At 36.8% G+C, this 14,176-nt stretch carries 13 protein-coding genes; 7 read left to right on the top strand and 6 right to left on the bottom strand.

Annotated features, from left to right (window positions below; genetic code table 11):
- The first annotated feature begins 16 nt into the window (after window positions 1-16).
- Window positions 17-904: a hypothetical protein gene (locus tag FW781_RS11590; RefSeq protein WP_149387582.1), complete on the top strand. Its 888-nt coding sequence runs from the start codon at window positions 17-19 to the stop codon at window positions 902-904.
- Window positions 905-936: 32 nt separating this feature from the next.
- Here the strand turns inward: FW781_RS11590 and FW781_RS11585 are convergent, their stop codons facing one another.
- Entirely contained in the window at window positions 937-1,974 is a 1,038-nt protein-coding gene (locus tag FW781_RS11585; protein WP_149387581.1) for a quinone-dependent dihydroorotate dehydrogenase, read from the bottom strand.
- A 365-nt stretch (window positions 1,975-2,339) separates the two neighbouring features.
- Complete coding sequence (locus tag FW781_RS11580) at window positions 2,340-3,035, bottom strand: pseudouridine synthase (protein WP_149387580.1); 696 nt, start codon at window positions 3,033-3,035, stop codon at window positions 2,340-2,342.
- Between the two features lie 195 nt (window positions 3,036-3,230).
- Between FW781_RS11580 and FW781_RS22435 the strand changes: the two genes are divergently transcribed.
- The 3 genes from FW781_RS22435 to FW781_RS11570 all read left to right on the top strand — a co-directional run bounded on the left by FW781_RS22435 (window position 3,231) and on the right by FW781_RS11570 (window position 6,632).
- Entirely contained in the window at window positions 3,231-3,431 is a 201-nt protein-coding gene (locus FW781_RS22435; RefSeq protein WP_172625712.1) for a hypothetical protein, read from the top strand.
- Between the two features lie 48 nt (window positions 3,432-3,479).
- Entirely contained in the window at window positions 3,480-5,021 is a 1,542-nt protein-coding gene (locus FW781_RS11575; protein WP_149387579.1) for a glycine--tRNA ligase, read from the top strand.
- A gap of 81 nt (window positions 5,022-5,102) precedes the next feature.
- On the top strand, window positions 5,103-6,632 hold the full coding sequence (locus FW781_RS11570) for a hypothetical protein (RefSeq protein WP_077413417.1): 1,530 nt from the start codon (window positions 5,103-5,105) through the stop codon (window positions 6,630-6,632).
- A 131-nt stretch (window positions 6,633-6,763) separates the two neighbouring features.
- Here the strand turns inward: FW781_RS11570 and FW781_RS11565 are convergent, their stop codons facing one another.
- Window positions 6,764-8,092: a M48 family metalloprotease gene (locus FW781_RS11565; protein WP_228720189.1), complete on the bottom strand. Its 1,329-nt coding sequence runs from the start codon at window positions 8,090-8,092 to the stop codon at window positions 6,764-6,766.
- Window positions 8,093-8,192: 100 nt separating this feature from the next.
- Between FW781_RS11565 and FW781_RS11560 the strand changes: the two genes are divergently transcribed.
- Genes FW781_RS11560 through FW781_RS11550 form a run of 3 tightly spaced genes read left to right on the top strand, consistent with a single transcriptional unit; the run spans window position 8,193 to window position 11,518 of the window.
- Window positions 8,193-9,326 carry a serine hydrolase domain-containing protein gene (locus tag FW781_RS11560; protein WP_149387577.1) on the top strand — a complete coding sequence of 378 codons (1,134 nt, stop codon included), beginning with the start codon at window positions 8,193-8,195 and terminating at the stop codon, window positions 9,324-9,326.
- A 5-nt stretch (window positions 9,327-9,331) separates the two neighbouring features.
- Complete coding sequence (locus tag FW781_RS11555; RefSeq protein ID WP_149387576.1) at window positions 9,332-9,943, top strand: YdeI/OmpD-associated family protein; 612 nt, start codon at window positions 9,332-9,334, stop codon at window positions 9,941-9,943.
- 15 nt (window positions 9,944-9,958) lie between these two features.
- Window positions 9,959-11,518, top strand: coding sequence for a helix-turn-helix domain-containing protein (locus FW781_RS11550; RefSeq protein WP_149387575.1), 1,560 nt, complete (start codon window positions 9,959-9,961; stop codon window positions 11,516-11,518).
- Here the strand turns inward: FW781_RS11550 and FW781_RS11545 are convergent, their stop codons facing one another.
- The 3 genes from FW781_RS11545 to FW781_RS11535 are packed head-to-tail and all read right to left on the bottom strand — an operon-like array spanning window position 11,519 to window position 14,125.
- The gene (locus tag FW781_RS11545) at window positions 11,519-12,430 is read right to left on the bottom strand and encodes a hypothetical protein (RefSeq protein ID WP_149387574.1); all 912 of its coding nucleotides are present in this window, start codon (window positions 12,428-12,430) and stop codon (window positions 11,519-11,521) included.
- 11 nt (window positions 12,431-12,441) lie between these two features.
- Window positions 12,442-13,254 (bottom strand): hypothetical protein, encoded by an 813-nt coding sequence (locus tag FW781_RS11540; RefSeq protein ID WP_149387573.1) that lies wholly within the window; start codon window positions 13,252-13,254, stop codon window positions 12,442-12,444.
- A 10-nt stretch (window positions 13,255-13,264) separates the two neighbouring features.
- Window positions 13,265-14,125 (bottom strand): complement C1q domain-containing protein, encoded by an 861-nt coding sequence (locus FW781_RS11535; protein ID WP_149387572.1) that lies wholly within the window; start codon window positions 14,123-14,125, stop codon window positions 13,265-13,267.
- Between the last annotated feature and the right edge of the window lie 51 nt (window positions 14,126-14,176).

Below are 14,176 nucleotides of genomic sequence, written 5' to 3'. Positions count from 1 at the left end.
CCACAATACCCCAACCATGAAAAAAATTTTTGCTGTATTCTTTTTCTTTTTTCTCACATTTTTTCTCGGTCAGAAAGTAGAATTAAAGAAAATAACAGATTCTTCGCAAATTTTCAAAGGAGAAATTGCAGGTGTTCCCATTACCATGCAGCTTCAGTTTTCAGGAATCGCTGACTGCAGTCTCTATCAGTATTTTGTAGACGGATGGTATTACTATGATAAGTATCAGAAGAAAATTGCTGTTACGGGAGTTTATGATTATGGGAAATTGTCCTTATATAACTTCGGCACTAAGCAAAAAATGAATTCAAAAATATTGAAAGAGCAAATCACATCGCCACAAACCGTAGAAAAAGCAAATGAAACAGCACAATCGTTAGCTCCCAAAGAATCAATCATTTTCAATCAAAATGACACCAAAGAAACCACAATTCAGGGAAATTTTTATCTGGATAAAAAAAAGCAGCCTGCAAAGCTTTTTACCGGAAATGATATGATCTACCGCTATAACAATTATCTGATATTACCCAATCATAAAAAGATCAATACCTTTGATTTTATTAATCAGCATGGAGGAAATGAATTGATTTCCTATTCATCAGGTGAAAGCAGAAACCGGATATTACTGTATTTTGAGCATTCATCCAACCTCAATGCCTGCGGAAGATGTGGAGCAAGTGAAGGAGAAAAAGGCTACAGAGTCCTTTATTTCACAAAAGACTGGAATTATAAAAATTATGAGGAATTTCTAATTGAAAGCTGCCTGGAAAATATTTATGATGTTACCAAAACAAAATCTAAAGACCGACAGACAATACAATATAAAATAGGCAAGTCAGAAAGCAGCCCTGCCCACACACTTACTGTAGATATCAAAAACGCATCCGTGGTAAAGTCAAAATAAAAAAGAGAGTCACAATAACTCTCTCTATATTTTTATCTTGGTAATCTGCTGGCTCTTTTCAGAATTTCCTGATTGATTTCGTTGATCAGTTCCGGGCCTTCATAAATAAATCCGGTGTATAACTGAACCAATGTGGCTCCTGCATCTATTTTTTCCATAGCGTCTTTTGCCGAATGTATTCCTCCTACTCCAATGATTGGGAATGCTCTGTTACTTTTATCAGAAAGGTACTTAATCATTTTTGTACTTCTTTCACGAATAGGTTTTCCGCTTAATCCTCCGTTTCCTATCTGTTCTAGAACTTCCGGGGAGGTTTTCAGACCTTCTCTGTTCACTGAGGTATTGGACACTACAATACCATCAATCTTTGTTTCCGCGATCAGTTCAATGATTTCATCTAATTGATTATTGTTAAGATCCGGTGCAATTTTCAGTAAGATGGGTTTCTGTACAGATTTTGACAGGTTTATTTTCTTCACTTCTGTGATCAGCTCTCTCAGATATTCTACATCTTCAAGTTTGGCGTGGCTTCCTACATTCGGACAGCTTACGTTGAGTACAAAGTAATCTACGTGAGGATGAAGACCTTCAAAACAGTCCAGATAATCCTGAGTATAGTTTTCCGGGCTTGTATCTGTATTTTTTCCGATGTTCCCCCCGATGATTATTTTTCCTTTGTTGGACTTCAGTTTTTCAATTGCCGCTTCGAGACCATCATTGTTGAATCCCATTCTGTTGATAATTCCTCCATCTTCAATAAGACGGAACAATCTTTTTCTAGGATTTCCGGCCTGTGCTCTTGGGGTTACCGTTCCAATTTCTACAAACCCGAAACCTAAGTCTCCCAATTCGTTGAACAACACTGCATTTTTATCGAAACCAGCTGCCAATCCGACAGGATTTTTAAATTTCAATCCGAAAACTTCTCTTTCCAGACGTTTGTCTTCAATAGGTTTTGGGAAAAATAATTTAGTGAGAAATCCAAAATTCTTAAGCATTGAAAATGTAAAGTGATGAACATCTTCAGGATCAAATTTGAAAAGAATCGGACGAATGAGCGATTTGTACATTGAAAAAAAGTTTTACAAAATTACTCATTTTAAAATTAATGCTCGATTGATGTATGATATTTTATCAAAATGTTTGATATACGATATCTATAAGAATAAAATACCGGTAAAATAAATTTTTAAAACGCCATGATCGCAAAAGTTCCGATCATCCTGAAAACATTTTGTTTGTAAGGGCATTTCATTTAGCGAAGTGCGCGCAACAGTCTTTGCTGAACGAAGCACCTTTGCAATCGGAAATAGAAAACAAGTATTAGTTAAACTTTGCGAACATTGCGTTAAAAAATGAGTGGAGAAATATCTCCGCTATTACTGAATGGAGTGAGATCAGGTGAAATTAGTAGATTTAATAGTTTATTTTTAAACTAAGAGTATGCACTCAGATCAAAATTCAGGATGTCCCCTATGCTTTTGAACTCTTCATCTATAGTCGCATTTACCGTAATTCTTTCGTTAGAGATAGGATGGTTAAAAATCAATTGATGAGCGTGAAGCGTCATTTTATTGATCTCAAATGTTTGAAGCCACAGCTTATTTTGTTTATTGCAGCCATGTTTTCTGCAGCCTAAAATGGGATGCAGAATATGTTTAAAATGTTTTCTCAACTGATGAAATCTTCCCGTTTCAGGGATTGCTTCTACCAAACAATATCTCGAAGTCTGATGTTTTAAAAAAGGCAAATCTATTTCCGAAGTTTGCAAACGGCGATAGTATGTAACTGCATTTTGCTTAACTTCATTTTCATTAATTAAATCATAATCAATCGTCTCTTCTTCTTTTGCCCAACCCCGGAGAATTGCCAGATATTTCTTCTCCACTTCGCGTGATGCAAACTGTTCGCTCATGATTCTAAGCGTATCTTTATCTAAAGTAAACAGCAGCACCCCCGAAGTTTTCCGGTCTAACCGATGTACAGGAAACACTTTTTGTCCAATTTGTTTCTTCAACTCCTGAATAGCATATGCATCTGCTTCTCCCGCATAGAAAGATTTATGAACCAATAGTCCGCTGGGTTTGTTGATGGCAATAATATGCTCGTCGCGATACAGAATTTCTAACATGGTGCAAAAGTAGAAATTTTCGACCGATTTAGCCCTGATTGAGCGGTATGTTTGAGCTCTTTTCTGGATTTTGCGGCGGCTTCGCCGCCGCAAAATCCAGAAAAGCGAGTAGCAAAAGCAGGTTCCCGGCTCCGCTATTAAATTTCAAATAAAAGGTTTATATTAGTAAAAGGTTTTACCTTAATTTTTTTTAAAATGACAGACTATTTTGGTTTTTTTGTAAAATTGATCGTAATCGCTGTTCTTATAACGATTGCTACAATTCTTTTTGTACCCTTAAAAAAATACAGGATAGCAAAGATATTACTGTTTGTTATTGCAGGTATTTTATTTATTATTGGTATAGGAGGATGCTTCTTAATGACCATCTCTAATGTAGGATCTTACAGGTATTAATATTTTCCCAATAAAAAACATTATTTTTGCACATCAGATGTAAAAATTATGGCAAAGCAAGAAGATGTTTTCAAGAAAGTGATTTCTCACGCTAAAGAATATGGTTTTATTTTCCCATCGAGTGAGATCTATGATGGTTTATCCGCTGTGTATGATTATGGACAGAACGGGGCCGAACTTAAAAATAATATCAAACAATACTGGTGGAAAGCTATGGTACAGCTTAACGAGAATATTGTGGGTATTGATTCGGCGATTTTGATGCACCCGACAACATGGAAGGCATCAGGCCACGTAGACGCTTTCAACGATCCATTGATTGATAATAAAGATTCCAAGAAACGTTTCAGAGCAGACGTTTTGGTGGAAGACTACTGCGCTAAAATTGAAGATAAAGAGAACAAAGAAATCGAAAAAGCAGCGAAAAGATTCGGAGATGCTTTCGATAAAGATCAGTTTGTTGCCACAAATCCAAAAATTCTGGAATACAGAGCGAAAAGGGAAACTATTCTTTCAAGACTGGCAAAATCTCTGGAAAATGAAGATCTTGCTGATGTAAAAGCTTTGATTGAGGAGCTTGAAATTGCAGATCCTGATACAGGTTCTAAAAACTGGACGGAAGTAAGACAGTTCAACCTGATGTTCGGAACAAAACTGGGAGCTTCTGCAGACAGTGCTATGGATCTTTACCTTAGACCGGAAACGGCTCAGGGTATTTTCGTTAATTTCTTAAACGTACAGAAAACGTCACGTCATAAACTTCCTTTCGGTATTGCGCAGATTGGTAAAGCATTCAGAAACGAGATTGTTGCAAGACAGTTTATCTTCAGAATGCGTGAATTTGAACAGATGGAAATGCAGTTCTTCGTGGCTCCGGGAACAGAACTTGAATTCTATGAGCAATGGAAGCAAAAACGTCTGAACTGGCACTTGGCTTTAGGTCTAGGAAATGATAATTACAGATTCCATGATCATGAGAAACTGGCTCACTATGCAAATGCTGCCGCGGATATTGAATTTAACTTCCCATTTGGATTTAAAGAGTTGGAAGGTATTCACTCAAGAACAGATTTCGACTTAAAGGCGCATGAAGAATTCTCAGGAAGAAAGCTTCAGTTCTTTGATCCTGAAAGAAACGAAAACTATGTTCCTTATGTAGTGGAAACTTCAGTAGGTTTAGACAGGTTATTCCTTTCTATATTCTCTCACTGCTTAAGAGACGAAGTACTGGAAGATGGTTCAGAAAGAACAGTTTTATCTTTACCTCCGGCATTGGCACCAATTAAAGCAGCCATTCTTCCTTTGATGAAGAGAGACGGTTTAGCAGAATATGCAGAAAAGATCTTCAATGATCTGAAATATGATTTCAATCTGTTCTACGAAGAAAAAGATGCTATCGGAAAGCGTTACAGAAGACAGGATGCCATCGGTACTCCATACTGTATCACTATTGACCACGACTCTCTTACTGATCATACCGTAACCATCAGAGACAGAGATACAATGCAGCAGGAAAGAGTTCCTGTTTCAGAGTTGAGACGAATCATTGATGAAAAAACGAACTTCAGAAATTTACTTTCTCAATTATAATAAAAAAAGCCCTGTTCAGGGCTTTTTTATTTTTATCAACATATGGGTTAATTTATTATTTTTATCCCTCAAATTTTAACCATGAAAAAAATAACACTCATAGTGTTTGGACTGATCCAGACATTTGCATTTTCCCAAACCCAGGATCTGACAACACTTGCCGCTGGGGATCACGTTGGAATGAATGCTTTATTCGATGATAAAGACAATCTTTACGGCTACGTTTCTCTATATTCTTACGGAAAATCCGGTGATAAGACCAAAAAATTTGAATATGTGATTCTGGACAAAAACCTCAACCCTGTTGCCAATAAAGAGTTTGAAGGTGATATCACTGCTGCATCTTATTTAGGGTATGTCGATTTTAAAGGACAGATTATTTTAAAACCTTCGATGATGGATTATTCTCTGGTAAAAAGCCGGGAAGTATTTACTCCTGTTTCTATGGTGATTGATCCTAAAACAAACTCTATTACCAGAAAAATATATTATGACTATCTGGAAAACGGTACTTTCAAAGAAATCAACGAACCGAAGAGCTGGAAAGAACAGCGTAAGGAAAACCGTGATGAGAAAAAAGATAAAGGGTACAACTACGTTTCTGCCGTAGGTGAGCTGAAAGAAGGCGGCTACTTTGCCGTGGAGTATAAAGATTACGGAAAGTATGAAAATAACAACAGCCTCATGAGATTTGATGAAAACAAAAAGGAGGTTTGGAGATATAAATACAATACTGACGGAAGTAAGAAAATTTATTCTACCCTATCTGTTCTGGAAAGAGATGAGAATTACATGTACTGCATCATGAAGAAAGTGAATGAAAAGCAGAAATCATTCAGTCTCCTGGTTCTTGATATGAAAACCGGAAAAGAAACGTCCAACAAGCCGGTAACCGGATTATCTGATGATACCATAGACAATATTGAATCTTTCTACTCCAATTACAGAAAGATTGATAATGATAAAAATTTTGATGATAAAGTGGTTCTGCTGGGAAGAAACTATGATGATTCTGAATCAGTAGGATTTGCAAGAATGCTGGTAGACAAAAAAAACTTTACTGCAGATACCAAAACAATCAATTATGAGCCGAATATTTCAGCTTTCCTTCCAAAACTCAATAGAAATGGTATGGTAGAAAGTGGTTACATGCTTCAGACCAAAGACATGTACTTCATGAACGATGGAAGTGTGGGTATCCTGTCTGAAAAATATAAACCTGCAGGACAATATAATGCTCCTAAAACCACGGACCTTGTTTATATCTATACAGATAAAGACTTCAAAGTAAAAAATGTACAGGTCTTTGAAAAAGAAAAATCAAAATGGGTAAACAGCGATTATCTCTTTTCACAATACCTCAATGGAGGAAAAGACGTGGTATTTTTCTACCGCGACTATCAGAAAGATGAAGTAACAAAGCAGAAAAGATGGAATTTGTTCATCAATACCATTATTGACGGAAAATTCAAACAGGAGATCATTCCTATTTCCGAAAAAGATAATTATGCGGTAACTCCGTATGTAGGAAAAGAAGGCTATATCCTTCTTCGGGAGTATAATGAAAAAGAAAAATTCAATAAGATCCGTTTGGAGAAATTAAATTACTAGTATAAAATAAGAACTCTGATGAATCATCAGGGTTCTTATTTTTAAGTTTTGGCTAAAGCCAGTGGAGTTTTCTATTATTTAAAAAACGGGCTGAAGCCCGTTCCAATTGATATTTCAAATATTTATCAAGATCAGTTTACATTCGCAATCATTTCACTGGTCTGGTAAAAGTCTGCAATATTCTTTATTTCATCCAGACTTAAATTCCACATAAAGTTCAGGAACTGCTGATAGCTTTCACTTTGATTTTTAGGTTCTATCCTATCCAGATACCGGTTCAGATTATAGCTTTTTCTCGCTTCATATATTTTGGAAAAACATCTTCCCAGCCAGCTTTTATAGTATTTTTCTTCTTCGTCGTCCTGAAGAAACTGCATCGCAGCATAAATTCCCTGCCCATAATCTTCTGAGTGAAAATAGTTGGGCAAAATTTCCATTCTTGCTGTCTTCTTTAAGGTTATAAACAGTTCCGAAGGTTTTTCCGGAGCAATCGGAGTTTTAAGTTCTGTAAATGTTTTTTTAAGCATCTCAATTCTTCTGGACACTTCAGGGTGCGATGCAAGGGAATCTTTGTTCAGCTTTTCTTTGTAGAAATTATAATTGTACAGTGAAAAATCTTCCTTCTTCATCCATTTTTCATTAAAGGCCTGCTTTGGAAGATTAAAAAGCTTTCTATAGGTTTCCATTTTCAGTTCTCTGGGTGAGATCGTATCAAAATCCTGCAGTCTTTGAAGTGCATTTACAAATTCAGACTTCTTGAAATCACTGTTTTTAAAAATAACATACCCCAAAGAATCCGCCTGCATTTCGCTTTGTCTTTTTTCCACCCCTTTTTTATACACTGTATTTTTAAAGATATCAAAAGCTTTCTGATTCTGGCTCTGGCTTCGGCTGGTGGTAGTTGATTTTATATTCTCAACCCATACTTTATCCAATTTATCCTGTTCGATAATTTTCAAAAAAGTTTTCAGGGAATGTTCTTCTATTTTATGCCCCAGTTCATGGGAAATCACAGCCGCAATCTGCTCTTCATTATTGAGCCAGCTGTAAAGCCCCATATTGATTACAAAAGTTCCGTCAGCAAGGCAGTAAGCATTGGGAGTATTATCTTTTGCGATCAGAATTTTCAGGTCCTGAGGAATTTTAGGATTATTCTTTTTAAGGCGCTGAATCATAGACTGTATGCTGATTTCAAATTCAGATGTAAAGATAAAATCCTTATTCTTCACCTGCTTTTGAAAGTCTGTTCCGAATTCTTTATAAATTTTGGATAATTCAGAGCCTGTTTTCCCTGAATACTGAGATTTCAATTTTTTTACAGTCGCTTCATTATTTCCTTCAAAACTCTTTAAAAATGCTTGTCTCTGTATATAATCTGCTGTATCTATCGGTTTATAAATCTGGGCCATTCCCATAATTGAAAATAGGAAGTACGCCGATACAATAAGTTTTCTGGTCATAGTTTTCATCAATTAAGAACAAAAATAACGTATTTGATGATTCATTTTAATTTTTATAGCCAAATTATTCTAAATTTGTTAAAGACCCATTTATGAAAAAATGAGAATACTAAAGTATATGATAGGAGGAGCGGTAGCTGGTGCTGCAGCGGCTTATTTTCTGGGATATGATTATTTATTTAGTGGTATTTCAAAAACTTATCTTAAAGGAAAATCAAGTGCATATATTGATGACGGAAATCTTTTCCCGAGCAACCCTATTGCCACAGAGGAACCTGAGCTATGGGAAGAAGATCCGGATTACAATAAAAAAGATTTACCTAAACATTTAGTTGAAAACCTAAAACGCTCCAGAGCAGCAGCTTTTGTTGTGATACGAAATGGAAAAATTCTTCATGAGCAATATTGGGATGGTTATAACCAGCTTTCACAAACCAATTCTTTTTCGATGGCAAAAGCAGTGACTGTCATGTTGTTGGGAAAAGCATTGGAAGAAGGCATTATCTCTACTATTGATGAAAAGCTTTCTGATTTCTATCCGGAATTTAAAAATAAAACATTCGGAAATCAGGTTACCCTTAAAAACCTGGCCCAAATGGAATCCGGTCTGGACTGGGATGAAAATTACAATAATCCGTTTCTTCCCAATGCCAAAGCTTATTATGGAAAAAGCCTTGTAAAAGCTGTATTCTCAAGAAAATTTAAAGAAGAACCGGGAACAAGATTTGAATACCAGAGTGGCTCTACACAACTTCTTGGTTTTGCCCTCCGGAAGACTCTGAATCAACCCCTAGCGAGCTATTTATCGGAAAAATTCTGGATTCCTTTGGGAATGGAACAGAATGCAAAATGGAGCACAGACGATTATGGTATGGAAAAAACATATTGCTGCATTCATTCCAATGCCAGAGATTTTGCTAAGCTGGGACAGCTGTTTCTGAATGATGGAAAAGCCGGGGATCAGCAGATTCTCAATGCTGACTTCATTGAACAAATGAGAACTCCAACTGAAAAGTCTGAAGACATATATGGAATGGGACTGTGGATCAACCATGACAATCCTATCAAACATTATTATTTCCTGGGATTACAGGGACAATATATTATTATGGTTCCTGAACACAATATCGTTATTGTAAAAACCGGGAGCTACTCCAACAACCCTAAAAATGACAGAGGAAGACCTGATCAGGTAAAATTCTTTGTGAACGAAATTGTACAATTATTCCAATAAACACTATGGATAAACACAGCGTAAAAGTTGATGAATACATTGAAAAATCTCCGGATTTTGCAAAACCTATCTTAAATTACCTCCGTGAAACGATTCACGAAGTCTGCCCTGATGCTGAAGAAGCGATCAAATGGAAGTTTCCTGCGTTTATGTATAAAGGCAAAATCCTTTGTTCTATTACAGCTTTCAAGCAGTATTGCAGTCTTGGATTCTGGCTGCATCAGGAGATGAAAACATTACAGGAAATAGAAACTACAGCCGAAAGAAGCTCAATGTTCAGTTTAGGAAAAGTAACAAAACTTGAAGATCTTCCCTCCAAACCTCAGCTGAAAAAAGCAATTAAAGAAGCCATGGAACTTACGGATATGGGCGTTACTATGAAAAAAGCCCCACCTTCCAAAACAGAAATGGAAGTTCCTGATTATTTTCAGTCAGCTTTAAAGGCTCATCCAAAGGCACTCAGCATTTTTGAAAAGGCTTCACCATCCTTCAGAAAGGAATATATTGCATGGGTGACAGAAGCAAAAACAGAAGCAACCCGGAATAAAAGATTGGAACAATCTTTGGAGTGGATAGCGGAAGGTAAAAGCCGTAACTGGAAATACCAAAAAAAATAAAACACAAAAAACACAATGAAGAAAAAAATTATTCTCTTTTTCTTCCTTATTATTTCGATTTCTACATTCTCTCAGGCATTTGATTTGGAGAGACAGTACAGGTATGCCCGTACTCTTTCATCCAAGAATCCGGACAGTTCGGAAATCGTTCTGAATAGGATTATAGATTCAGCACAGAAAAAAAATCTCCCTGAATTTCTTGCCAAAGCTTATTATTTGAAATCATTCAACAGCTATTTACAATCTGATGCTGAAAAAAGTCTTGATTTTGCAGATAAGGCCCTTAAAATATCTACCGAAAGCAATTATAATATTGGGAAAGCACTTGCATACAGAATGCAGGGAACTCAATATGCAAAGCTCGGACTGCTTAAAGAATCTTCTACAAGCCTCCGAAATGCCCTCTCTGAAGTAAAACACAATAATACGGAGGAAGGACATGAGCTGAAAGGGATGATCTTTAATTCTTTTTTGATCCTTCTTAACAGGAATCAATATAAAGAGAAAGAGTTTTACTCTAAAAATGCCATTCGGGAATTTCAGAAGCTAAAAAATGTAACCAGACGAAATGAGCTTTTGATCTCTGCTTATACCAATATGGGGTATAATTTATCTGAAATAAAAAAATTTAAGGAAGCAAAATATTATTTCGGACAGGCGCTTTCTTTGGTGGGAGAAAATGATTATTATCTTCGGGCAAACGTCCTTAATGATATCGGATTTTCGTTTTCAAAGCAAAATAAGCCGGACAGTGCGGTGCTTTATTATAAGAAATCTCTGGCAATTGTAGATCAGTATGGCTTCAATGAAAAAAAGATTGAGGTTACCAAAAACCTTGAAGAAGCTTATGCTTTGCTTCACGACGATTCCAACACGGAGAAATATAAAATTGAAAATCTTAAATTAAAAGACAGCATCGCTTACAACAAAGCAATGGCCGTCAACAACACATTATCCAAAAAAGAAGAAAATTTTCATCAGCAGCTCAATGAAAGCCACTCTACTTCAAAAGGCCTCATCATAGCCTGTCTGATCTTGATGATTATTTTAGGAGCTGTTATTTTCAATACTATCCGTCTCCGTAAAAAGCATAAAGAAGCTGTTGCCAAAATTTACAAAGAAGGTATTTCTCCAGTGGTTTATGAAGAAGATCCCCAGGAGGCATCTGAGGATATTCAGACAAAAAACTCCCCTACTCCGACAGAAATAAAAATTTCGCCTGAAGTAGAGGAAAACATATTACACGGACTAAAAATATTTGAGGAAAGTCTTGATTTTAACAACAAAAACATTTCTCGTTATAATCTTGCCAACACACTGAATATCAATACAAAATATCTTTCAGCAGTTATTAAGAAACATAAGAAATTTAATTTCAATCAATACATCAATCATCTGAGGATCAATTATATTGTCAACCAATTAAAAAATGAACCTCAATACAGAAAATATAAGATCAATCACCTTGCTGAAGTCACAGGATATTCATCTCACAGTGCTTTTTCTCTCGAGTTTAAAAAGATTACAGGGATGCATCCGTCTGCATTTATCAAAACACTGGATGAAATCTCCTGATTACTGTTCTGCTATGGTAAGATTATTATAACCGCCGGTATTATTTAATGAAAAATTGGCAACGATTGAATTATTTAAATTAAACCAAATATAAGGCATCAGTCTCTGCCCTGCTGTCATGTAAAATGAGGCGGTACAATTACTTCCTGCATCAATATTTCCTACACTGTTGGAGGACATGGTATTGACACACTTTACCGTATTTACAATATTAGTGACCGCTAATCCTGTTGTATTGTCATAAAGCTGCCAGATCGCTTCTATCTGAATAGGATTTAAAGGGTCCGTAGTATAATTAATTGCTAATGGGGCAAGATCTGTTGTGAAAGAAGCCACATAAATTCCGTTGCGGGGCGCGGTAAAGATACCAGTAGCAGCATTGAAATTTGTACCGGAATTACTTTCAAAAGTTTTACTCCAGTCTACAAGATAATTACTTGCCCTGTTCTGTAAGCCTGCAGTTATTGTCGGAATAGACGGAGTTGCCAGCTTTACATTATTATTAGTTTTGGCTGCAATAACGATTACTTTATTATTGGTGGGTTGTGCTGTGAGTAAAGGAAGCCATTCATTTCCATTAGAATATTCCACTCCACTGTTATAACGTACGGCTCCTTCGTCGGCTGCAGATGCTGTAAGTGAAGAAGCTCCAAAGCCAATGGCTCCGTTCCCGGAATTTCTGGCGTCAATTTTTGTAACCGGAACGAGAGTTCCCACTCCTATTTTCCCAGTGCTGTTCACAAGAATATCATTACTTTGCTGAGCCGGAGTAAATGTCGATCCTGAAACAGGATTATCTTTTTGTCCATCAATATGCAGGATACCCTGTGGATTTGGAGTATTGATTCCAACCTGTGAAAATACACACTGGAAGCTTAAGGTCATTAAAACCAGTAAACAATTTTTTTTCATCATCTGTCTTTTTATAATCCGAAAATACTTAAAGATGTAAGTGTGGCATCAGTGTCCAGAGTTTTTGAACTTCCCAGTTTCTGATTCAGGCTTACGGTAATATTGTCCCCCTGGTTCAGGTTAAAAATTCCTGAACAGTTTCCCGCAACACGGTTTCCAATGGTATTGGTTCCGGGATAACTTCCTACACATTTGAACACTTTATTCGTGGTGGAAGACGTTGAGTTGGTTTGAATTAAAGTCTCATACCTTGAATCATTGGCTATACTTCCGGAAGTCAGCGAAAAGGTAAAGGACACAATATATACGCCTGTTTTTGAGGCTGTAAAAGTTCCTGTACCAGCATTAAAACTGCTATTCACATCCGTTTTTTTAGTCCAGCCTGTAACAGCAGTCTGCACTCCATCAGCAAAGCTTTGTACTGAAGAGTTTTCTGCATCTACAAAATCATTGGGTGCCTTATGAGCCAGTGTGATCCATGAGGTTCCGTTAGAATAGCTCAGATCCTGAGTTCCTGAGTTATACCTCAGCGCTCCGGCCTTTGCTGCAGAAGCAGACTGCGAAGTTCCGCCAATTCCAATTGCATTTAAGCGCTCATTGGATCTAAGGTCCAGCCTTGTTTTGGGGGATTTTGTTCCTGCTCCTACATTTCCGGCGGGTGTAATAACTACATCATCATAATAACTGGAAGGTATTGAGACATTTGTGTTTTTCTGTCCATCTATATGTACCGTTCCTTCCGGGGCAGACATATTGATTCCTATCTGAGCCTGCATCCACATACCAAAGCAAATGAATAAAGCCATTGCTAATTTTTTTCTCATATCAAGTGTGTTATTGTTCTAAAATAGAAAGGTTTACAAAGCCATAATCATTGCTTGCAGAAGTCAGATCTGTCCTCAGACTTAGATTACCATTATAAACAGACTGGTAGATATAGGGCTGAAGAGTATCACCTTTATTCAGCTGAACACCGGCCACACAAGAACCTGCAACTTGTGCCTGTTTTGAAATATTGGAGAAAGATTTCACACATTTTTTAACAGTATTGTTCCCGTTCACGACATATCTTGCTTCCGAAAAGTAGCCTGAGACTATAGGGATTCTTACAAAATCATAGGTAAAAGAAACAAGATATACTCCGGTTCTTGGTGCTGTAAAAACACCTGTTCCTGGAGTAAAGTTTGCTGTAGGATCAGAAATCTCCGTCCATCCGGCAATACCTGTAGAAACCTGATAAGGAATTTTAACAGCAAAGTTTGCTGCCTGAAGATTGGCTACCACTACAGCTTTGGTGGGAGAAGAAATAAGATCCTGCCATACAACACCATCTGAGTACTGCATTTTCCCACCATTCAGCGGATTATATCTTACAGCGCCTCCACCTGCTGATGGAGCAGCCTGACTGGTCTCTCCTATTCCTATTGAATTATCTGTGTTAGCTGCAGACCGTGTATCTATTTTAACAGCAGGAGATAATGTTCCAATTCCTATTTCTCCTGTAGTGGTGATGACAACATCATTGGCAGTTTGAGCAGCGGAAGGAACTCCGGATGAAGAATTATCTTTTGCTCCATCCACATGGAAAGTGGTTTGAGGGTTTGAGGTATTAATACCAACTTGCGCTTTTGAATGACTTATGGTAAAGCATAAGGAAATCAATATTCCTTTCATCCAAATACTTAGATTTTTCATTTACTTTGTGGTTTTAAAACGTGTACAATTCTCGGTCAAAGATAAATGTAA

Origin of the sequence: Chryseobacterium panacisoli, assembly GCF_008274625.1 — a bacterium.
In the GTDB taxonomy this organism is placed as follows: Bacteria; Bacteroidota; Bacteroidia; order Flavobacteriales; family Weeksellaceae; genus Chryseobacterium; species Chryseobacterium panacisoli.
This window is presented reverse-complemented; position numbering and strand designations above follow the sequence as displayed.

Excerpts from the sequence above, each read along its gene's own strand:
- FW781_RS11585 (WP_149387581.1), bottom strand. The coding sequence starts at position 1,974 with ATGTACAAATCGCTCATTCGTCCGATTCTTTTCAAATTTGATCCTGAA.
- FW781_RS11565 (WP_228720189.1), bottom strand. The coding sequence starts at position 8,092 with ATGACCAGAAAACTTATTGTATCGGCGTACTTCCTATTTTCAATTATG.
- FW781_RS11545 (WP_149387574.1), bottom strand. The coding sequence starts at position 12,430 with ATGAAAAAAAATTGTTTACTGGTTTTAATGACCTTAAGCTTCCAGTGT.
- FW781_RS11575 (WP_149387579.1), top strand. The coding sequence starts at position 3,480 with ATGGCAAAGCAAGAAGATGTTTTCAAGAAAGTGATTTCTCACGCTAAA.
- FW781_RS11590 (WP_149387582.1), top strand. The coding sequence starts at position 17 with ATGAAAAAAATTTTTGCTGTATTCTTTTTCTTTTTTCTCACATTTTTT.
- FW781_RS11570 (WP_077413417.1), top strand. The coding sequence starts at position 5,103 with ATGAAAAAAATAACACTCATAGTGTTTGGACTGATCCAGACATTTGCA.
- FW781_RS11560 (WP_149387577.1), top strand. The coding sequence starts at position 8,193 with ATGAGAATACTAAAGTATATGATAGGAGGAGCGGTAGCTGGTGCTGCA.
- FW781_RS11540 (WP_149387573.1), bottom strand. The coding sequence starts at position 13,254 with ATGAGAAAAAAATTAGCAATGGCTTTATTCATTTGCTTTGGTATGTGG.
- FW781_RS11535 (WP_149387572.1), bottom strand. The coding sequence starts at position 14,125 with ATGAAAAATCTAAGTATTTGGATGAAAGGAATATTGATTTCCTTATGC.
- FW781_RS11580 (WP_149387580.1), bottom strand. The coding sequence starts at position 3,035 with ATGTTAGAAATTCTGTATCGCGACGAGCATATTATTGCCATCAACAAA.
- FW781_RS11550 (WP_149387575.1), top strand. The coding sequence starts at position 9,959 with ATGAAGAAAAAAATTATTCTCTTTTTCTTCCTTATTATTTCGATTTCT.
- FW781_RS11555 (WP_149387576.1), top strand. The coding sequence starts at position 9,332 with ATGGATAAACACAGCGTAAAAGTTGATGAATACATTGAAAAATCTCCG.
- FW781_RS22435 (WP_172625712.1), top strand. The coding sequence starts at position 3,231 with ATGACAGACTATTTTGGTTTTTTTGTAAAATTGATCGTAATCGCTGTT.